General features: G+C 47.5%; 18 protein-coding genes. 2 read left to right on the plus strand and 16 right to left on the minus strand.

Annotated elements, in window-relative coordinates:
- Nucleotides 1-5 precede the first annotated feature (5 nt).
- The 15 genes from PGL01S_RS26730 to PGL01S_RS26800 form a co-directional block, all read right to left on the minus strand.
- Nucleotides 6-1,082, minus strand: coding sequence for a glycosyltransferase (locus PGL01S_RS26730; RefSeq protein ID WP_127498099.1), 1,077 nt, complete (start codon nt 1,080-1,082; stop codon nt 6-8).
- A gap of 6 nt (nt 1,083-1,088) precedes the next feature.
- Nucleotides 1,089-2,198: a glycosyltransferase family 1 protein gene (locus PGL01S_RS26735; protein ID WP_127498101.1), complete on the minus strand. Its 1,110-nt coding sequence runs from the start codon at nt 2,196-2,198 to the stop codon at nt 1,089-1,091.
- A 52-nt stretch (nt 2,199-2,250) separates the two neighbouring features.
- On the minus strand, nt 2,251-3,111 hold the full coding sequence (locus tag PGL01S_RS26740) for a glycosyltransferase family 2 protein (RefSeq protein ID WP_218032387.1): 861 nt from the start codon (nt 3,109-3,111) through the stop codon (nt 2,251-2,253).
- A 40-nt stretch (nt 3,112-3,151) separates the two neighbouring features.
- On the minus strand, nt 3,152-4,408 hold the full coding sequence (locus tag PGL01S_RS26745) for a glycosyltransferase family 4 protein (RefSeq protein ID WP_127498103.1): 1,257 nt from the start codon (nt 4,406-4,408) through the stop codon (nt 3,152-3,154).
- 3 nt (nt 4,409-4,411) lie between these two features.
- On the minus strand, nt 4,412-5,506 hold the full coding sequence (gene gmd, locus PGL01S_RS26750) for a GDP-mannose 4,6-dehydratase (RefSeq protein WP_127498105.1): 1,095 nt from the start codon (nt 5,504-5,506) through the stop codon (nt 4,412-4,414).
- A gap of 33 nt (nt 5,507-5,539) precedes the next feature.
- Entirely contained in the window at nt 5,540-6,478 is a 939-nt protein-coding gene (gene fcl, locus PGL01S_RS26755) for a GDP-L-fucose synthase (RefSeq protein ID WP_127498107.1), read from the minus strand.
- 19 nt (nt 6,479-6,497) lie between these two features.
- Entirely contained in the window at nt 6,498-7,199 is a 702-nt protein-coding gene (locus PGL01S_RS26760; protein WP_127498109.1) for a sugar transferase, read from the minus strand.
- A gap of 18 nt (nt 7,200-7,217) precedes the next feature.
- A complete protein-coding gene (galU, locus tag PGL01S_RS26765; RefSeq protein ID WP_127498111.1) occupies nt 7,218-8,105 on the minus strand; it encodes a UTP--glucose-1-phosphate uridylyltransferase GalU in 888 nt (295 codons plus the stop codon).
- 285 nt (nt 8,106-8,390) lie between these two features.
- Nucleotides 8,391-9,083 (minus strand): CpsD/CapB family tyrosine-protein kinase, encoded by a 693-nt coding sequence (locus PGL01S_RS26770; RefSeq protein ID WP_127498113.1) that lies wholly within the window; start codon nt 9,081-9,083, stop codon nt 8,391-8,393.
- Nucleotides 9,064-9,828: a YveK family protein gene (locus PGL01S_RS26775; protein ID WP_127498115.1), complete on the minus strand. Its 765-nt coding sequence runs from the start codon at nt 9,826-9,828 to the stop codon at nt 9,064-9,066. Before PGL01S_RS26775 ends, PGL01S_RS26770 begins: the two co-directional genes overlap by 20 nt.
- Nucleotides 9,829-9,993: 165 nt before the next feature.
- On the minus strand, nt 9,994-12,135 hold the full coding sequence (locus tag PGL01S_RS26780; RefSeq protein WP_127498117.1) for an S-layer homology domain-containing protein: 2,142 nt from the start codon (nt 12,133-12,135) through the stop codon (nt 9,994-9,996).
- A 524-nt stretch (nt 12,136-12,659) separates the two neighbouring features.
- Nucleotides 12,660-13,730 (minus strand): ABC transporter substrate-binding protein, encoded by a 1,071-nt coding sequence (locus tag PGL01S_RS26785; RefSeq protein ID WP_127498119.1) that lies wholly within the window; start codon nt 13,728-13,730, stop codon nt 12,660-12,662.
- Nucleotides 13,727-14,530, minus strand: coding sequence for an ABC transporter permease (locus PGL01S_RS26790; RefSeq protein ID WP_127498121.1), 804 nt, complete (start codon nt 14,528-14,530; stop codon nt 13,727-13,729). Before PGL01S_RS26790 ends, PGL01S_RS26785 begins: the two co-directional genes overlap by 4 nt.
- Nucleotides 14,508-15,332 carry an ABC transporter permease gene (locus tag PGL01S_RS26795; RefSeq protein ID WP_127498123.1) on the minus strand — a complete coding sequence of 275 codons (825 nt, stop codon included), beginning with the start codon at nt 15,330-15,332 and terminating at the stop codon, nt 14,508-14,510. Before PGL01S_RS26795 ends, PGL01S_RS26790 begins: the two co-directional genes overlap by 23 nt.
- Nucleotides 15,322-16,428 carry an ABC transporter ATP-binding protein gene (locus PGL01S_RS26800; protein WP_127498125.1) on the minus strand — a complete coding sequence of 369 codons (1,107 nt, stop codon included), beginning with the start codon at nt 16,426-16,428 and terminating at the stop codon, nt 15,322-15,324. The genes PGL01S_RS26795 and PGL01S_RS26800 overlap by 11 nt, the downstream gene beginning before the upstream one ends.
- Nucleotides 16,429-16,617: 189 nt before the next feature.
- Here PGL01S_RS26800 and ytxJ point away from each other — a divergent pair, with 189 nt between their 5' ends.
- A complete protein-coding gene (gene ytxJ / locus PGL01S_RS26805) occupies nt 16,618-16,959 on the plus strand; it encodes a bacillithiol system redox-active protein YtxJ (protein ID WP_127498127.1) in 342 nt (113 codons plus the stop codon).
- 960 nt (nt 16,960-17,919) lie between these two features.
- A complete protein-coding gene (locus PGL01S_RS26810) occupies nt 17,920-18,603 on the plus strand; it encodes a PDDEXK family nuclease (protein WP_127498129.1) in 684 nt (227 codons plus the stop codon).
- Between the two features lie 1,060 nt (nt 18,604-19,663).
- Here PGL01S_RS26810 and PGL01S_RS26815 read toward each other — a convergent pair.
- Nucleotides 19,664-21,781 (minus strand): glycoside hydrolase family 36 protein, encoded by a 2,118-nt coding sequence (locus tag PGL01S_RS26815; protein WP_127498131.1) that lies wholly within the window; start codon nt 21,779-21,781, stop codon nt 19,664-19,666.
- Nucleotides 21,782-21,929 lie beyond the last annotated feature (148 nt).

Raw genomic sequence — 21,929 nt, forward strand, 5'->3', positions numbered from 1 at the left:
AAATACTAAAGCTTGGAATGGATAATCATTTCCCATTTTTTAAACACATTATTCAAGTCTAAGTCTTCACGTACATGTAATGCTTCTTTCCCCAATTTTATTGCAAATGCAGGATCGGCAGCGATGGATTTCATTGCATTTAATACCATAAGACTATTCCCGCAAGGCACCAAAATACCATTTTCATTGTTTTTTATCATCATCTTTGCACCACCAATTCGACAATCCGTGCAAATTACAGGCATCCCCATCGCCATTGCTTCCAACATTGAATTTGACAAACCTTCGTAATCCGAAGTAGATACAAACATTCGACACTTTGAAGCTGCTTCATGAACCCCTAATGAAAAGTCTCTAATTTCTATAACCGATTGGAGATTTTCACTTTTTATTTTTTCTATAATATTCGACTTTTCTGACCCTTCACCATAGATAATTAATTTATAGTTTGGATACTCTTTAACAAAACCAGCAAAGGCATCAATCAATAAAGGAATATTTTTTTGTTTCTCTAACCGACAAAAGTTAACAATATATTCATTAGAGTCAAATAAATTCCAAATAGGTAAATCACGTTTCACTGGATTAGCAATGACAACCGACTTTTTCTGAATTTTTTTCGAGAAATACTCTTTTGCATCATATGTCTGGCATACTAAAGTATCACAAATACGATATAATAGATCTCGCGCAATCTTTAGCTTCTTTCTATTATTAATCTCATTCGGATCATTCCGTTCAGAAACAATAACTTTAGATTTTAAACCAAAGGCCGCCAAAATTGTCTTCATATTTAGTGGATATTCAAAAGATATAACCACATCTGCATCAATTTCCTTTAAAGCCTTTCTTAAGACAGCTACTTGTTGAAACTTACTCAAAGCTGTATCCGTTGGATTTAATTTTACAATCTTGCAATTAGTTGAGTATTCTTGTTGATATTCTGTATATGCAACTATCGTTACATCATAGCTGTGCTCATGAAATGCATCTGCTAAAAGCATTAATACTCTTTCAGCTCCACCGCCCCCAAGCCTACCAACAACAAATGCCATTTTTTTATTCGTAACATTTGTATACATTATTGCTCACTGTGCTCCCCACTCCACTTTTTTAGTAGTATTTGAATATATCGCCTCTAGTGCTTTAGTACTAATTTCTATGTCATAACCTTTATCAGCTAATTGAGCATGTGCAATTTGAGATCCAACTTGTCTATCCGAAATTTTGAAATTAATTATTCTATCACACCATTCATCCAAATCTGCTGTTAAAGGTAAGAAGGCTATGTTATCCGTTAATGCAGCTTCTTGAGAAACTGCATCACTAACAATACATGACAATCCAAGGGCTTGAGCTTCTACTAGAACACAAGGTAGGCCTTCAAATCTTGAAGGAAGAACAAACACATCCATTGCCATCATTAAGCTTTTAACATCATTAGAAATACCAAAAAAAACAACTTTATCCTCAATACCTTTCTTTCTCACCTTGTCTTCCATCTCTTCACGAAGTTGACCGTCTCCAACTAAGAGCAATGTTGAATCTTTCTTGATGTTCAAGTGTCTTTGAAATAGTTCAATTAAAAACTCATGATTCTTTTGATAATTAAAAGCACCAACATGACCAATCACCATTTTTCCTTGAAGTCCAAGTTGAGATCTTATTTCGTCTCTACTTTTCTCAGAAAAAGTGAAATCTCCCAAATCAATCCCATTATGTATCGTTGTAAATTTCCTTTTTCTGAACATCCATTCCCCAGCAGCTCGACCACAAGCTATTCCTTTAGTGTAGCATAGATTAAAAAGTGGTCTTAACATCTTATCGAGTTTTAGGTGATTGCACGTGGTATTATGACTATGTGCGATCCTCACCTTTGCTCCCCCAAGCATTGCCGCTAGAAGTTCCATTGTAATAAGAGCACTATTACCGTGAACATGAACAATATCATACTTATTTCTTCTAACAATTGATGCTAATTTATAAATGTATTTGATTGGGTTTGAGTCCCTATTATTTATAACAAATAATTTATCACCATTATTATTAATCTCAGACTTAAAGGACTCGGCTATGTGTTCACTTGTCGCAAATCCCATTTCAATTAATTCTCTATTTATATTTCTAGAATAAGTCATTATTACATTGCTTACTCCGTTAACCTCTAAGGTTTTAACAACAACTAATACTTTTATCATTTAAAAATCCCCAGTCTTATTGGCATATCATTACCTTTTAACGGGGTATTTCTCATTTAAGTTCCCCAACACCCTCATATCTCGTTTCCATTTTCTCGCATTCGAATATCTTTACATCAACTAAATACCTGTACCAATAAGCTTGTAAAAAAGCGTAAATTTGTCCTTCTTTTCCATCTAAAAATCCTAGCCGTACATAATAACGATATACGTAATAGAGTCTGGCTCTAACACCCATTGGAAGCTTATAGTAGAATTTCATTTTAAACCAAGTTTTTAAATCCAAATCAGTTTTACTTTTACTTTCATTAAGATTATCAAAATAATCTACCGTTTCCCTGGACGAATACCAATTGTGTTTATTTATCCAATACTCGATATTCTTAAAGTCATAATGTAATGAATCTTTTTTCATATGAACTACCTTGCCTTGGGAAAGAACAATATGTTCATCCATGGATCTATCCTCAATAGACCCATATCTAGTCTTATATGCATTCATCTTCTTCCATGGATAGACTCCACCATGATATAAATCTCTTCCAAGAAAATTTTTCTTAAATCGCAGTACGATGCCGTTAATATCTGTATTCATGTTCATATTAACAATACTAGCAAGTTCAGCTGCAGATTCAGTCGTCAATCTCTCATCCGCATCAATGCGCAGGGTCCAAACAGTTTGAATATTTGCAACCTCAACACCGTATATATACTGTTTGGCATAATTAATAAATTTATTTTGATAGACTTCAGCTCCAAGGCTTTCAGCGATTTCAATAGTTCTGTCAGTACTAAAACTGTCAATTACTACAATTCTTTTACAAACCTCTTTAATAGATAAAATACAGTCTCTAATATTTATCTCTTCGTTCTTTGTAAGAATTATTGCGGTTATGTCAGCCATATTTCCCATTTTCTTTGCCCCAATCATTAAAATAATGACTATACAGCATTTAACAATCCAAGATCTCTTTAATATACTTTTTCACAGAAACATCCCTGGCCAGGTTATTAACCAAATACTCTCTATTCCTGGCTCCCATTGAACTTACAATTTGTTTTTCATCTATTAATCTCTGAATTATTCTTGCAACCTCACTGTAGTTACCCGGTTCTGTTACAAACCCGCATCCTATTTCTTCAATAATCATCCTTGCTTCAGAACCTTCTTCTAGAACACCTATTATCGGTTTACCTGCCGCTAACACTCCATATAATTTGCTAGGAACGGATACTCCTTTTATTCCTTTAGCATTAATGCACCAGTGAATATCTCCAGCATTCAGACTATAGATTAGATCTGACTTTTTCTGATAAGGAATAAACGTTACATTCTTGAGATCATGCTCTTCTTTATAGTCAACCAAGTTACTCAAGACTGAACCTTCGCCGATAAAAGCAAATACAATATCATCCTGTTCTTTAAACTCCTTAATGACATGCATAATATTCTCAAGGTCGTAGTACAGGCCGATATTGCCGGAATACATAATGACGAACTTATTCTCCAAGCCATACTTTTTTTTGAAGGATACGACTTGTTTATGATCAGAAGGCAGCGGATAGATTTCCTTCTCATCAATCCAGTTATTAATGAAGGAATGATTCGGAACCTTTTTCCCCTTAAAACGGTGTTTGACGGTCTCCACCATATCTCGGCCAACTACTATGACTTTATCCGAGCATTTGCAGCTGAACTTATCGAACCACAACATAGCATTCAGGATTAGCTTGTTCTTGCTGTATCCGACAGCCATCGTCTGCTCGGGGTTAAAGTCTTGAATGTTGTAGATGTACTTAGCCCTCTTCATCCACTTGCCCCATACCCCAATAAGTCCGCCAAGGACAGGCGGCTGCGAGATGGAATACACATAATCCATCTTACCCACCTTAAAAGTAGCCAGCATGGCCCCAACAAAGTACGCCAGAATGTTCTTGATTCGGCTCATCTTATTGTTCTTGCTGAATTCCGGTACGCGGATTCGCAGCACCTTCACACCGTTAATCTCTTCGTAGTAGAACATCTTGGTTTTATATTCCGCAGCTACGCTGCCTGTATAAGAAGGAACAACGCAAATAACCGTTATGTCAAAGGAATCAAGCATTCCTTCGGCCAGTTCCTTCAGGATCTGGCCGGTTGATGCGACGTCCGGGTGATAGTAATGAGCATAGATAAGCAGCTTCTTCTTTATATTCGGTTCGGTTGTCATGCTCTACACTAGCACCCCATCGAACATCTTTCTGCTGCCTTCTTCGGAGCTTACTTTAGCCATGTCGTATTTCACCATTACGCTTACGAGCTCTTCGAAGGAAGTCTTAGTAGGATTCCATCCCAATAACGTTCTAGCTTTAGTTGGATCGCCAAGCAATTGATCCACTTCGGCCGGTCTGAAGAAGGTAGGATCGACTTCAACAATGACTTCACCTGTCTTCTTGTTAATGCCCTTCTCCTCTACGCCGTTGCCTTGCCATTCAATCTGAATGCCCACATGCTTAAAGGCCAGCTCCACAAATTCACGAACCGAGTGCATTTCGCCTGTCGCGATAACAAAATCCTCTGGTTTATCATGCTGAAGGATCAGCCACATGCATTCTACGTAATCCTTGGCATAACCCCAGTCACGGAGGGAATCCAGGTTGCCAAGCATCAGCTTCTGCTGCTTGCCTTGTGCAATGCGTGCTGCAGCAAGGGTGATCTTCCGGGTAACGAATGTCTCACCGCGGCGTTCGGATTCGTGATTAAACAGAATGCCGTTAACCGCGAACATATTATAGGATTCACGATAATTCTTCGTAATCCAGAAGCCATAAATTTTCGCAACGCCATAAGGAGAGCGAGGATAGAATGGAGTTGTTTCTTTCTGAGGGACTTCTTGAACTTTGCCGTAAAGCTCGGAAGTGGAAGCCTGGTATACGCGAGTCTTCTCTGTAAGGCCAAGGAATTTGACAGCTTCAAGAATGTTCAGTGTTCCTTTGCCGTCAACATCAAGCGTATAACCAGGCATATCGAAGGATACGCGTACATGCGATTGTGCAGCGAGGTTATAAATCTCATCCGGCTGGATCTCGCCGATTAAGCGTGTAATGTTAAGAGCATCGGTAACATCGCCATAATGAAGATGGAAGTTCTGGTTGTTAAGAATAGATCTTGCCTCTTCTTCTGTAAGAAGATCTTCCAGACGTTCTTGGTTATAGGAGGAGCTGCGGCGGATAACACCGTGAACCTCGTAACCTTTCTCCAATAAGAACTCTGCTAAATAGGAACCGTCTTGTCCTGTTACACCTGTAATTAATGCGCGCTTAACCATCGTTTCCACTCCCTATAATCTCTCTTTGTAATCTTATTGCCGTACCAGATATTCATTCTGAAAGGTTTCGTAAACGGCTCTAATTCCCTCTTCAAGAGGAATCGTTGCTTTCCAGCCCAGTCCGTTAATCTTCGTGACGTCTACAAGCTTACGTGGAGTACCATCCGGAGCAGAAGTATTAAATACAACTTCGCCCTCGTAGCCCACTACGTCTTTTATCAAATAAGCCAGTTCCTTAATGCTGATATCTTCACCAACGCCGATATTCACGATCTCGTTCTCTTCGTAGGTATTCATCAAGAAGAGACAAGCATCGGCCAGATCATCGGAGTGGAGGAATTCTCTGCGAGGGGTTCCCGTTCCCCATACTTCAACCTCTGGAGATTGATTCACCTTCGCTTCATGGAATTTGCGAATAAGCGCAGGAAGCACATGCGAGGTCTTAAGATCAAAGTTATCGTTAGGTCCATACATATTGGTTGGCATAACCGAGATGTATTTCGTTCCGTATTGACGGTTATAGGATTGGCACATGGTAATGCCAGCGATCTTCGCGATGGCGTAAGGCTCATTCGTAGGCTCAAGTACGCCAGTCAGCAGGTATTCTTCCTTCATCGGCTGAGGCGCGAACTTCGGATAGATGCAAGTTGAGCCCAGGAATAGCAGCTTCTTCACCTGGTTGCGGTATGCGGCATCGATGACATTCGTCTGAATCATAATATTGTCGCGGATGAAATCTGCCGGATACTCATTGTTAGCGACTATGCCGCCAACCTTGGCTGCTGCCAGGAATACATAATCAATACCTTCCTCCTCGAAGAAAGAGAGAACCCGATCTCTGTCGAGCAGATCGAGTTCAGCACGGGTGCGATAGACCAGATTGGTATAACCCTTTTCTTCAAGAGCTCTTAGAATAGCCGAGCCTACTAGTCCTCTGTGTCCTGCTACAAAAATTTTCGAATTGAGTTCCACTCTCTATCCACTCCTTCTCCTAGTATGCGTCATCCGATCCAACCATCGCCTTAGCGGTCTTCGCGATAATCTGCAGATCAAATAACACATTTCGTTTCTCTATATACTCAAGATCCAGATCTACCATTTCTTTAAAGCTCAGTTCGTTCCGGCCGCTTACCTGCCACAGTCCGGTACAGCCTGGCTTCACGCGAAGGCGGAGTTTATCATAGCTGCTATATTCAGCAACCTCCCTTGGGAGAGGTGGGCGCGGACCAACAAGCGACATATCGCCGCGAACAACATTCCACAATTGAGGAAGCTCGTCAATACTGGTCCTGCGTATAAATCTTCCAACAGTTGTAATCCTCGGGTCATGTTTCATCTTGAACATGGCACCTTCTATCTCATTCTTATGTAAGAGGTCCTTCAATAAGTCCTCTGCATTCGGGACCATGGACCGGAATTTGTACATTCGGAATTTCTTTTCATTAATGCCCACCCGTGTCTGATAGAAAAAAACCGGTGCTTTCGGATTCTCCAGCTTAATCAGCAGGGTAATTACCAGCAGCAACGGGGATAAAAACAGGATCCCGCATGCCGCGCCAACCAGATCCATCATGCGCTTAATCATCAGATAAGTGCGTTTCGTACTTCTTGTTTTGGCTTGAACACGTTGAGCAATGGATAAATGGCTGTCTATGGTCATCTCGGATTCTTTCCGAAGAGGCGATAACGCCATGTTGTTGTCTCCCCCTATTTACTTGAATTTATGGATAAGCTCCCGCTCTAAAATTTCCTTCATAGCTTCCAGCAGAGGTCCCTTAAGCGATTCATTCCGCAGTGCATAATCTAGCGTTGTTGTAATAAAACCTAACTTCTCGCCTACATCGAAGCGTCTGCCTTCAAACTCATAAGCATATACGCCCTGCGACTCATTCAGCTTCTGAATGGCATCCGTCAATTGGATTTCGCCGCCGGCACCCTTCTCTTGCTTGGAGAGAAACTTGAAGATATCCGGAGTAAGTACATAACGACCCATAATAGCAAGATTCGACTGGGTAGTTCCCGGTGCTGGCTTCTCAATAAAACGGTCAACCAGACTTAACAGCCCGTTCTTCTCGCTGTATTCTACAATGCCATAACGCTCCGTTTCATTCATCGGAACCGGCTTCACGCCGATAACCGACCGCCCAGTCTGATCGAACTGGTCCATCAGCTGCCTCGTGCAAGGAACCGCCGAGTCAACAATGTCATCTCCAAGAAGTACGGCAAACGGCTCATCACCAATAAAATTACGCGCACACCATACGGCATGCCCAAGGCCCTTTGCTTCCTTCTGGCGGATATAGTGGATATCTACTCTTGAAGATTTCTGTACTTCATCCAGCAGCGTCAGCTTGCCTTTCTCCATCAGATTGTGTTCAAGTTCAAAGGCGCTGTCGAAGTGGTCTTCGATCGCACGCTTGCCCTTGCCGGTCACAATAATAATGTCCTCGATTCCCGAGGCAACAGCTTCTTCCACGATATATTGAATCGTGGGCTTGTCTACAATCGGGAGCATTTCCTTCGGCATGGCTTTGGTCGCCGGCAGGAACCGGGTTCCAAGGCCAGCGGCCGGGATAATGGCCTTTTTCACTTTCGTCATGTTTTGTTCCCTCTCTTTTCTTTCTTTTCTCTCTCTATTTTGTCTATGTATGTGGTGGATATTGGATAAAAGGTGGGTATAAATATACGAGCTATGTCTTTCTTCGGCAGAAAAACATAGCTCGAACATTTAGTTATTTGAAAATAGGGGCATTTAACCCCTCCTCACATCACACCATTGGCAATAATGCCTAAGGTTAGCTACCAAACCCACAGCGTGACCGAGTGCCTGCAGTGATAAAGGTGCAGCAGACTTAACCTTGAGCGGTTGTTGTAGCCGCTCTCCCTACTTCACGTCAGCACTATAATAATAGTAGTAAGCCTCTTCATTCGACCGGCGCTTCACGTTATTCAGCACAACGCCAAGAATGCGGGCATTCACGTTCTGCAGATTCTGAATCGCCTTCTGAGCGAACTGGCGCTTCACCCGGCCCTGATCGACAACAAGAACAACCCCGTCGCTCTTCGTAGCGACAATCTGCGCATCCGTTACAGCTAAGAGTGGCGGTGTATCCACCAGGACGATATCGTACATCGTACGGAGCTCATCCAGCAGTGCCGTCATCCGCTTCGACGCCAGCATCTCCGCCGGATTCGGAGGAATCGGGCCAGCCGTAATGACGTCCAGATTCGGAACGTCCGTCGATTGAATAACCTCTTGCAGGGTGCTTTGTTGGGAGATGACTGACGACAAGCCGAACCGGTTGGAAATCTGGAACGTCTTATGTGCCGTTGGCTTCCGCATATCGGCATCAATCAGAACAACCTTGCGGTCGGATTGGCTGAACGTTACGGCCAGATTGGCAATGGTGGTTGACTTCCCTTCACCCGGTCCTGCGGAGGATACCATAATGACCTGAATAGCAGAGTCGATGGCAGCGAATTCGATATTCGTCCGAAGCGTACGGTACGTTTCCGATACCGGGGAACGCGGATTGGCGACGCTAATCAGGCGGCGTTTATTCTCCGATGGTGACATTCTCCAGTCCTCCTGCCTTCTGTCTGTTCTCTGCCCGCGAAGATCCCGTCTGGAATTCGCTTGCTTCAACCCTTGCAACCATGGCCAGAGTCGGCTGACCTAGGTAACGCTCGACATCCGCCTCCGTCTTAATGGTGTCGTCCATATATTCGAGCAGGAAAGCAATACCAACCGCAATCATAAGGGACACAATAAATGCGATGATAATATTCAGCGTGACATTAGGCGATACCGGTGCAGGCTGGTCATCCAGCAGCGCTTCGTTCAGGATGGATACGTTCTGAACCTGAAAGATATTAGGTATTTCCTGTTGAAAAACAATTGATATAGCATTAACGATCTCAGCGGCCTGGCGATAGGAGATGTCCTGTACGGCCAGTGTCATAACCTGTGTGTCATTTACAGAGCTGACCTTGATCTTCTTGGCCAGTTCCTTCGCGGATAAGCCCAGCTGCGGATACTTCTCAGCGACCTTTCCAAGAATAGCCGGAGTCTTAATGACTTCTTTATAGGTTTCGATCATCTTGATGTTGGAGTTAATGGCGTTGATATCCAGTGCTCCCACAGCCAGTGACTCATTCGTGCGGTTCACGACGATCTTGGTTGATGCCTCATAGATGGGATCCTTGAACATCTTGGTGTACGCACCAGCTGCAACGGTACATACCAGCACAAAAATAACGATAAGCAACAATCTCTTCCTTACGATAAGGAAGTACTCTCTTAAGTCTAGTTCCTCGGACACTATTAGCCTCCTCCTGATTGCCTAGTTGCCTATGATGATTGTAATACGTTAGTCCTAATCTTTGTAGACAAATTTTGTAAAGAAACCAACTTTTTCTATTATTTAGCGAAAAAATACCTTCCTCCCAACTGCTGCATCTGAGAGGAAGGTCTTTAGTCCTATTAATTACTTGAAGTTCACTGCGCGGTAGATCATAACCGCTGCTTCAGCGCGTGTAGCCGATGCATTCGGCGAGAACTTGCCATTGTTGCCAATTACGATGCCATTCTTGGAAGCGAACGCTACGCCAGCTTTCAGGGAAGCGCTAATCGAGCTAGCATCCTTGAATCCTGCCAGTGCTGCAGTCACGTCAGTTACGTCTTGAGCACCTTTCGTTACTTTTAGTGCGCGAGCAATCATCGTTGCCATCTCTGCACGAGTGATTTGCGCGTTAGGGTCGAACTTCGTAGCCGAACGGCCTTGGATAATGCCAAGCTTAGCCGCTGCACCGATGTAAGGTGCGGACCAGTCCGTATCCTTCACGTCCGCAAAATCTTCTTTTGCAGAGCTGTTATCAATATCAAGAGCGCGAGTCAGCATTTTCGCGAACTCTGCACGAGTTACGTTATCTTTTGGAGCAAATACGCCGGCTTTCTTGCCTTCGATTGCGCCTTTCGCCGCGATTACTTCAATCGCACGGCCAGCCCACGATTGAACGGACGCGATGTCCGTGAAGCTTACTTTGTTCTCAACAACTACGTATTGGGAGAACGTATCGCGATGTTCAACAATCAGGTTGCCTTGAACCGTACCGCCTTGGAACACAAGCTTGCCGTCAACGATCTTCGCGAGGGACAGAAGCTCTTTGTCCACGCCATCCACGTTACCAAGCGGAATAGCAACCGTAACTGGCTGCGCGAACGAAGTAACCGATTGGCCGCCAATCGTCAGACCAAAGCTGTATACATCGGAAGCTGCTTTCAGTTCGCCCGTTGTCGAGGAATCGGCTTTCGATTTGTTGATGTTGAAGTCAATAGCACCGTTGAACTGTCCGCCAACCGGAAGAACTGCGCTAAGGCCGTTAACCGTCAGGTTGATGCCGCCAAGACCTGCTTTGATTGCTTCTTGGATAACCGCATTGTCGAGGCCAATCTTCACGTTGTCTTGCGCAACATTGCCCAGGTTAAGGTTCAGAACAGGTGCCGGAACCGTAACGCCTGGAGCCAGTGCTTTCACGTTCTTCAGGATCTCGCCGATACCCGCGATAGCGGACAATACAGACGAGCTGCTCACTTGCACGGAAGCTTGACCGTTCGATACTTTCACGTCGCTGGACAGATCAAATGTCGACAGCTTCGTTACGAGCGCAGTTGCTTTTTGAACCGCTTCTGCAAGGATTGCCGCTTTCTCAGCGTCCGTTGCATTTGCAAGCTTTTTCTTGATGTCGTCGATGAGATCCGTAACAGCTTTCGGAATCTCAACCGTACCTGTATCTCCGCCGCCGATAACGCCGCCACCGCCAGGGGAAGTCGTTTCGTTCATTTTCAGGTAAGCGCCATAGAGAGCTGTAGCTGCTTTAAGAACCACTGTGCTGTCTACTTTTCCTTGAGCGTTTGCTACAACGCTTTTCAGGTCGGCCGTCGTAATGCCGTAAGCATCAAAGATATCTTGAACAACCAGCTTCTCAGCGGACAAGGCTTCGAGAGCTTGTTGGATGAGAGCATCTCTCTTAACAGGATCAGTCAGCGCCGCAATAAGCTGTTCAGTAGGCAGGTTTTTCAGAATTCCGGCTAATTTTTCTTGCAGTGTGAAGAAATATTGGGCCACTTCGTCAACGGTCACGTCATCTACTTGCTGTGGAGTGAAGCCAGCGCCTACAGCCAGTTCAGCCAGAACCGCACGGTATTCATCCGTATTGCGGATTCTTTCCAGTTCAGTCAGGTTCGGATCGTATGTAATCGAGATTACATCGAGAACGAGATCAGCAACCGCTTGCTTGTCATTCTCATCGAAAGACGCGCCAAGCTTCGTTGTTACTCTGCCAGTAATCGGGCTTGCAATAGATTTCAGATCGTTCGTGCTCAGTGCTTGAATTGCCGTGCGCAGAGCTTGCACTTCATCCAGGCCACCGGTTGCTACAAGCGCCGCGCGAAGTTTGTTCGCATAATCTACGATTCCCGTGCTTGGGAATGCCGCTGCTGCGTAAGCCGTATTATTAAACCCCAGCTTTTCTGCCAATCCCTTGCTGCTGAGCGGAATTCCCGCGAATGCGGTTGCCGCCATGCTTGCTGCGATTGTGGATACGATAATCTTCTTTTTGATCGTCATTTCTTACATTCACCTCGTAGTTTAATAGTGTGACAGTATGTAACTTGTTACTACCTATACCAAATGTTGGTATTTACAGACACTAATAACGTGACAAAGCGACTAGTGCGAGCGCCAGGCCCTCTAGTTAATTGCCAATTCGTTATCCATTTCTGTTAATCGGATTCCAGTAATGGTCCATTCCGCCATAGGGATCCTTGGGAAATCTGTGCCTATCTGTTGCCTATTGTTAAAATGTACCTAGGAAAATACTTGATGCCCATTATAGCAGAATAGAACTGGGGAATCAGCACTTTCGCAATATTTCCTAGTATTCGACAAAAAATGATCATATCGACCTAGTTTTACGGGATATTTTCCCAATATGGTAGCGTTTTCAGTCGATATTTAATGCTGGAAATTAAATTTCCTTCTCCCATTCGACAAAATAAAAACCGTGCCATCTGCCGGCAGAGGTCCTATTCTGTCACAAATAAGAGACTCTCGTCGGCCGATAACACGGTTATGACAATAAATGTAAAACTTTACTTTCGATGCATCTTAAATTCTAGAAATAATTCGTTATAGTGCACGAGCATTTTTTTGCCGAGATTCTTGTAGACTTCAAGCTTTTCCGTCAGCTCTTTGCCTGGGTAGAAGCGCTTGTCGCCCGAGATTTCCTCCGGCAAATATTCAAGCGCTTTGGCATTTGGCGTGGAGTAGCCGACATACTCGGCATTCTGCGCCGCATGCTCCGGATCGAGCATGAAGTTGATGAACTTGTGCGCTCCTTCGATGTTCTTCGCCGTCTTCGGAATGACCATGTTATCGAACCACAGGTTCGAGCCTTCCTCCGGCACGACGTAGTCGAGCTTCTCGTTCTCGCTCATGATCTCCGACGCGTCGCCGGACCATACAAGTCCTACCGCCGCCTCTTCGTTCGCGAGCAACAGCTTGATCTCGTCGCCCACGATCGCCTTCACGTTCGGAGTGAGCGTGCTAAGCTTCGCCTTCGCCGCCTGCAGATGCTCTTCATTCGTATCGTTCAGCGAGTAATGAAGGCTGTTCAGCCCCATCCCGATAACCTCGCGAGCACCGTCGAGCAGCAGGATCTGGTTTTTCAGGCTTGGATCCCACAGGTCATTCCAGCTATGGAACTTGAGGTCGGTCAGATCGGGATTATAGACAATCCCAACCGTTCCCCAGAAGTAAGGAATCGAGTACTTGTTATCCGGATCAAAGCTCAGGTTAAGGAAGCTGGGATCGATGTACTTCAGATTCGGCAGCTTGCTCTTGTCGAGCGGGATGAGAAGATTTTCCTCCTTCATCTTGTCAATAGCATATTCCGAAGGGATACTGACGTCGAAGGTCGTGCCTCCCTGCTCGATCTTGGTCATCATCGCTTCGTTCGAATCAAACGTCTGGTAAATGACCTTGATGCCCGTCTCCTTCTGGAATTCTTCCAGCAGCTCCGGATCGATGTAATCGCCCCAGTTGTAGATCGTCAGCGTATCCTTGCCCGTGTAGCCCGCGCTCGAATTGAGGTAGGAGGTCAGGTACATCAGCCCGAAGGAAACGACCAGTACGGCGATAAACGTCTGAACTAAAGATTTCATCCCCGTCCCTCCGATCGCGCCGAAGTCCGGCTATTCCGCTGATTGATGAAGTAGTAGCCGATAACCAGCAGAATGGTGAACAGGAAGATCAGAGTGGACAACGCATTGATGGAGAGCGCAATCCCTTGGCGGGCCCGCGAGTAGATCTCAACCGACAAGGTGGAGAAGCCGTTGCCCGTTACGAAGAAGGTCACCGCGAAGTCGTCCAGCGAATACGTTAACGCCATAAAAAATCCGGCAAAGATGCCCGGCTTGATAAACGGAATAATAACGCGCGTCAGCACATGCCAGCTGCTTGCCCCAAGGTCGCGGGCCGCGTCAATCAGCGTGGAGCTCATTTCCTGCAGCCTCGGCAGGATCATAATAACGACAATCGGCACGCTGAAGGCGATATGCGACAGCAGCACGGACACGAAGCCAAGCTTAATGCCGATAATGGTAAACATGATTAAGAACGAAGCGCCGATGATGACATCCGGGCTGACGATCAGCACGTTGTTGAGCGACAGCAGCGCGTTCTTCGGCTGGCGCCTTCTTACATAGTGAATGGCAAGCGCGCCTGCAATGCCGAAAATAACCGAGATGGCCGACGACAGCAGCGCGATCACAAACGTGTTCAGTACGATAATGAGCAGCCGCGTATCCGCGAAGACTTCCTGGTACCACTCTAGCGTAAAGCCTTCGAAGTTGCGCATCGCTCCGCCGCTGTTGAACGAATAGAAAATCAGAAAGAAGATCGGTGCGTACAGGATGATAAATACGGCGATCAGATACACATTAGACAGCTTTGCGGTTTTCATTCTGCAGCCCTCTCTTTCTGCTGCCCGTTAACAGCATAATAATCGCCATCGCGATAATGAGGAACACCGCGATCGTAGCGCCCATGCCCCAGTCCTGAGTGACCAGAAAATGCTGCTCAATCGCCGTACCGAGCGTAATTACCCGGTTGCCCGCGATAAGCCGCGTAATCATAAAGAGCGACAGCGCGGGGATAAAGACCGCCTGGCAGCCGGACTTCACGCCATTCAGCGTCAGCGGGAAGATTACCCGGCGGAACGCCGTCCAAGGCGATGCCCCAAGATCCCGTGCCGCGAACACCAGCGAAGGATTCATCTCCTCCAGCGAATTGAAGATCGGCAGGATCATAAACGGGATAAAAATATAGACCGATACAAAGATAAAGCTGAAATCGGTAAACAAAATTTGCTGCGTACCGATGCCAATAAATTTGAGCAAGCCGTTAACCGCGCCGTATGTGCCGAAGAGGCCAAGGAAAGCATAAGCCTTGAGCAGCAGGTTAATCCAGCTTGGCAGGATAATGAGCAGCAGCCATAGCTGCTTATGCTTGGTTCGCGTCAGCAAGTAAGCAGCCGGATAGGCAACCAATAGCGAGAACGCGGTAATCAGAAAAGCGTACCAGAACGAGCTGAGCGTCATCTTCATATAGACCGGCGTGAAAAACTTCTCGTAATTGCCGAACGTGAAGTTCCCCTCTACGTCGAAGAAGGAATAGTAGACGACCAGCACGATTGGCGTAATAACGAATAGCGCGATCCACAGGAGATACGGAATGAGATAGAAATTACGCGTATTAGTTCTCATCTTGACCCTCGCTGTACGCGTCCAGACGCTTATCGAATTCTTCCTCCGTCTCGCCGAAGCGCATGACGTGAATCGCTTCCGGATCAAAGTACAGGCCGATTTGCTCGCCTACGGCTGCTTTTTTCGTAGAGTGGACAAGCCATTCGTTACCCGCTTCATCGTAGCAGGAGATCTCGTAGTGAACGCCGCGGAACAGCTGGGAGTCGACGCGCACCTGCAGCTTGCCTTGCTCGGTTGTCGTAATTTCGAGGTCCTCCGGACGGATGACGATCTCCACAGGCTCGTTCGGATTCAGACCTTGGTCGACGCATTCGAACGTACGGCCCGCGAACTCGACTTCGAAGTCCTGCTTCATGCGGCCGGCTACAATGTTCGATTCCCCGATAAAATCAGCCACAAACCGGTTAATCGGCTCATCGTAAATATCGTTCGGCGTGCCGGATTGCTCGATTTTGCCCTGGTTCAGGACAAAAATCTCGTCGGACATCGCAAGCGCTTCTTCCTGGTCATGCGTAACGAATATAAACGTAATGCCCAGACGCCGCTGCAGCTCGCGAAGCTCGTATTGCATCTCGGTGCGGAGCTTCAGGTCCAGCGCGGAGAGAGGCTCGTCCAGCAGGATAACCTCCGGCTCGTTCACGATCGCGCGGGCAATCGCGACGCGCTGGCGCTGGCCGCCGGACATTTCGCTGATATTGCGCGTCTCGTAGCCTTCCAGGTTGACGAAGCGGAGCGCTTCTTTTACCTTGGCCGTGATCGCCGCGTTCTTCAGCTTCTTGATGCGAAGGCCAAAGGCGACATTTTCGAACACATTAAGATGAGGGAACAACGCGTAGTCCTGGAATACGGTGTTCACTTGGCGCTCGTTCGGCGGGATCCGGTTAATAACCGTGCCGTTGAAGTAAATCTGACCCTTGGACGGTTCGATGAACCCGGCGATCAGCCGAAGGATCGTTGTTTTGCCGCAGCCCGACGGGCCAAGCAGCGTATAGAACTTGCCTCTTTCAATCTCGAAGCTGACTTCGCTTAAGACGGTCGTCTGATCGTCGTATTGCTTCGTAACTTGCTCGAATCGGATGATCGTTTGATCCGACATGATAGCTGCACTCCTTCATACCCGGAGGTAAACATAGTTAATGGTTTAGGTTCCTAACGATTGCTTTCAGCATTTGATTATACATGATGGTTGCGTGTACGCGCATGACTTTTTGCTTATCCGGGGGTATAATACAGAAATAAGTATCTATCAAAAACCTATTTACAATAAAAAGGAGTGTATAATCCTATGGTACAGTACCGTGAGATTGATTCTATGGAAGGCTGGAACGAGACGTTCGAGGCTTCGAGCGACCGTCCAACCGTTATTTTCAAACACAGCACAACTTGCCCGGTAAGCGCGAATGCGTACCGCGAGTTCAATGAATATTTGAACGGCAGCCCGCGCGAAGATGCTGATTATGTACTTGTTAAAGTGATCGAGTCCCGCCCCGTATCGCTCCAAATCGCGGAAGACACATCGGTGAAGCACGAATCGCCGCAAATCATCTTCCTCGAGAAAAAAGCGAAAGTATGGTCCGCGTCCCACTGGTCCATCACGAAAGAGCATATTACGGCAGTATTGGACTAAGCTTCGTTATAAGTGCTAGCGTGCAGCAGTGTTGATTCCCCTCTTTGAGGGGAGTCGCACTGCTGCTTTTTATTAGGTTGGCTATAATTGCCTGGTTCTAATCAATACCCGCTTCATTTGGCGGGAAAACGGACAGCTTCGGTCACCTATTCGGGCCGGCCATACGGCTATCTGACTCCGTTGCACGAAATACATCGTAAAGCGGGTCACCACCAAGTAGCTCATTCGTTTAGTGCTGCTATACGCATACGTTGCACGAAATGCATCATAAAGTCGCATTGTAGCCCAGTAACACGGTATATCCTGCATAGAATACAGGATATTAAATGAAAACGGCCACGATAAGTGTAAATTCGGGCTATATGCTGCATTCTGTGCAGGATAACTCGCCCAGCATGCCCGAAATAGGCCTATATGCTGCATTTCGGGCAGTATATCCTACGATGCCAGCCATTAGGGGAAAGTGAGTACCTCCATCATCCTTATGCGTTGCACAATGTGCCATCATGCGGCCGTCTCCAAGTAGCTAGTTAGTTTTAGTGCCACCGCCACCATCCGCCTACGTTGCACGATGTGCAATATATGGCGGGTACGCTCCAAGTAACTAGTTAATGGAGTACGGCCTCCTTCCACTTACGTTGCACGAAATACAACATAAAGGCGCATCGCAGCCCAGTAACCCAGTATATCCTGCATAGAATGCAGGATATTGAATTAAAATGGCCACGATAAGTGTAAATTCGGACTATATGCTGCATTCTGTGCAGGATAACTCGCCCACCATGCCCGAAATAGGCCTATATGCTGCATTTCGGGCAGTATATATCCTGAAAGCATAGGATAATACTGTTTTTACCAAAAAAGGTATGCTACACTAACCTCAGACGAAGAACGTCCCAAGCCATTATTGGCAGCATTGGGACGTTCTTTTTTTATTTTTAGGGGAGGTTGGTTGGTGCTATGACGTTTAACGATGACTATGAGGAGGCACATCGGCGGTTTATTGAGACTCATATGGAAGGAAGAACGGGAGAGCGTAAGGGGAGACTCTCCAGAGGGCATAACTTCGCCGAGAAGCTGTTCCTGCAGAACGTGTGGTGGCCGCTATTCGGCAGCTTCGAGCATTTGCATCCCGAATATGAGGTCTATGATTGGAATCGCAAATCGCAATTCATAGACTTCGCTTATTTACCCCCACAAGGCATGTTTGCCATCGAGTGCGACGGCTTCCAAAGCCATGTAAAAGATATGGACCGTGAGAAATTCAGCTACTCCTTAAATCGAGATACATTCCTCACAGGGATGGGTTGGAAGATGATTCACTTCTCCTTCGACGATGTGCAGAACCGTCCCGAGATATGCATTATGCTGCTGAAGCATGTTCTCGGCACGCAGATGATTCGAGGCAGGCATAACGCCGGGAACCTATTCATCCCATCTGTTGAGAGAGACATTCTTCGGCTAGCTTTTCACACGGGAGGACGTGTCGGTCCCAAGGATTTATCCGATCATTTCCGAATCAGCTTCCGCACCGCGCGTAAAAGACTTCAGTCGCTATCTGCAAAAGGAATGCTAAAGCCCATTGAGCGTGGAGTCCAGATTCGATATTATGAGCTGAACGACCGTGCTATTGAGCATCTGTAACTGCACAGCTAACTAGCTTGGTAGAAGACTAACCAAATGGTGCACAACGTGTAACCAGCTACTTGTCTCATATGCGCTAATTGCACAACGTGCAGGATGCTGATGGTGGCAGATCAGCTTCTCTCCCTCTCCCCTCATCTCAATAGCTGGACTAGGATATGCTGCACGAAATGCAGCATATTGGCCCATCTAGGGTCAGCTGGGCGAGTTATCCTGCATAGAATGCAGGATATAGCCCCCGATTTGTGCTTATTGAGGCTGATTTTCTCCGATATCCTGCATTTCGTGCAGGATATCTCGGGTTATTGGACCGCCATGCGCCTTTATGATGCATTTAATGCAACGTAGGTGGATGGCAGCTGTACTTAAACTAACTAGTTTCTGGGAGGCTATGCACTACCCTGATGCACAACGGCGGCGAGTGCGGGTGGCGGCAATTCAACCTCCCCTCTCCCCACCCCCAATAGCTGGGCTATTAGGATATGCTGCACGAAATGCAGCATATTGGCCCATCTAGGGCCAGCTGGGTGAGTTATCCTGCATAGAATGCAGGATATAGCCCCGATTTGTGCTTATTGAGGCTGATTTTCTCCGATATCCTGCATTTCGTGCAGGATATCTCGGGTTATTGGTCTGCCTTGCGCTTTTATGATGCATTTCGTGCAACGTAGGTGGATGGCAGCTGTACTTAAACTAACTAGTTACTTGGTGGACACGCACTACTATGGCACACAGCGTGCTACATATGCAGATGGCGGCACTTCCACTAACTAGCTACATGGTGGATACGCACTACTATGGCACACAGCGTGCTACTTATGCAGATGGCGGTACTTCCACTAACTAGCTGCTTGGTGGACACGTACTACTATGGCACACAGCGCGCTACTTATGCGGATGGCGGCACTTCCACTAACTAGCTACATGGTGGATACGCACTAATCTGGTGCATTTCGTGCAACGTAGGCGCACGGCGGTACTTCCACTAACTAGCTACTGAACGAGCAAAAGGCCACGGGAATAGCCCGTGGCCTAATCTTTAACCCCAGCTGGCCGGGGCTTAGCCCAGCGTCAGCTCGAACAAGCGTGCGGTGCGCGGGCTTGGCAGCGTCACGCGCAGCTCGGCTGCGGCGGCGTCCCAGCTGCAGCCGGTATCGCCCGCGGCTGCCGGGTAAGCGCAGCGCGCGGCAAGCTGCTTTCCGCCGAGCTCCGGCAGCGGCAGAGCAAGCTCGCTCGACTCGCCGCCGATGCGCCATACGGCGAGGTAAAGCTTGTCGCCGCGGCGCAAGCCCAGCGCCAGCCAGTCGTCGCCATGCGCCGGCAGGCCAAGCGGCCATACCGGCAGCGCCTCGCAGATGTCGCCGCGGATGGTTTTGTAATAATCCAGCGCTTCCTTAACTAACTCGCGGCGGCGCGGGCTCAGCTCGGCCAAGTGGCCGGATTGGTGTACGCGGAGCAGCAGCGCGTTAACCATGTTAAAGATGACTTCCTCGTCGTCGCCTTCGCGAAGCGGATACGACCAGACGGCCGCCTGCTCCGGTGTCAGCACGGCAGGCGCACCCGCCGCGATCGAAGCGTATTTGACGTAATCTTCCTGGTCGCTGGTCGATTGAATGCTGTAACGGCTCAGCATCGAATAGTCCATCCGCATGCCGCCGCTGGAGCAGTTCTCGATCACAAGCTCCGGATAACGGGCAAACACGCCGTCCAGCCATGCCAGGTAAGCACGGTTATGCTGGAGCAGACCATCTCCAACGCTATCCGCGTCCGTCTCCGTACCTACACCCGCGTTGATGTTATAGTCCATCTTGATGTAGCCTACGCCATAGTCCTCGACCAAGCGGCGAATCACCTCATCCGCATGGGCGATGACGGCCGGATTGCGGTAATCCAGCTGGTAGCGGCTGCGGTCCTTCACCCGCTTCCCGTGACGCATGAAGAACCAGCTGTCGTCGGTATCCGCCAGCTTCGGCGAGTTGATGCCCATAACCTCAAGCTCTAGCCACAAGCCAGGAATCATCCCTTTGCCGCGGATATAATCGAGCACGTATTTGATCCCTTCCGGGAAGCGTTCTTCCGACGGCAGCCACTGGCCTACGCCATCCCACCATTCGCCCGGCGCGTACCAGCCCGCATCGATACAGAAGTATTCGCAGCCTACATCGGCAGCCGCATCAATTAGCGGAAGTAGCTTTTCAGTAGTCGGCGAACCCCATAGGCAGTTCATGTAATCATTAAAGATAACGCGAAGCAGCTTGTTATCGTCATTCTCGCGGCGAATCCGGCGGCGGTACACGGTCAGTTGCTCAGCCGCTTCCTCGACTCCGCCCTCTACCGCGCCAATCGCAACCGGCACCGATACGAATGTCTCGCCCGGAGCCAGCTTCAGCCACCAATGATTGTCATGCTCGGTTGGTCCGCTGATCAGCAGCGTCAGGCGGTCCACCTGGTCGGTCAGCTCCCAATGCCAAGAGCCGTTATGCTCGATCTGCCAGAACAGGCTTTCACCCGAAGCCGTGTTCGACATAATAGCCATTGGAATAAGCTCGGCCGCCGACCAAGAGCCGGTGTTGCTGAAAGCCAGACGCTTCGAGCCGCGGTCGATCAGATGCGACATGCCCAGCTCCGGCAGCGTATACGTCCGCCATTGCAGCTCGCTTTGCCATGCGTTATGCGCAAGGGTAAGCGTTACCTTGTCATTGCGGTCGCCTTCGCCGTCTTTATCAAAGCCGGTCAGCGCGAAGGAAGATACGTACTCGACGCCAACCTCCTCCTCGCCTTCGTTCACCAGCTCCGTCCAGCAGCGCGCAACCGCTACGCCGTCATAGAACTGAACGTTCCACAAGGCGGATACGCCGGTAACCGGATCCTTGAGCCCCAGCACCAGTTTCCGTCCGAACTCATTACGGCTATCGGTCAATCCGTCATACACCATCCGCAGCCCCGGCTGCGAAGCCCGGTGTGTACGGCCATGATATTCCGCACGGTCCTCGCCGGTTAGTTGGAGCTCCATCAGGCGGAAGCCGTCTTTTTGCTTAGCCGTAATTGACTCTTCCAACCATGGTTGCGTGCCAAAGTGAAGCAGCAGCACATCGCCATTCTCCCGCACCTCATACATCAAATGCAGGCCATTCTCTTCGATCTTCGTTATCCCCGCCGCCGTAGCCAATTTCTCCATCTCCTATTCCCGCCTTTCCGTTTCTAACGAAACCTCATATTCTTATTTCGCTAAGTTCTCAGCTTTTTCAAATCTAACGAAACTCAGACACGCTATTCACCATCAAACCCTGCACATTTTGCAAAAATAGGCCGAATAACGTTACCTC

This window comes from Paenibacillus glycanilyticus NBRC 16618 (assembly GCF_004000805.1).
Classification (GTDB): Bacteria; Bacillota; Bacilli; order Paenibacillales; family Paenibacillaceae; genus Pristimantibacillus; species Pristimantibacillus glycanilyticus.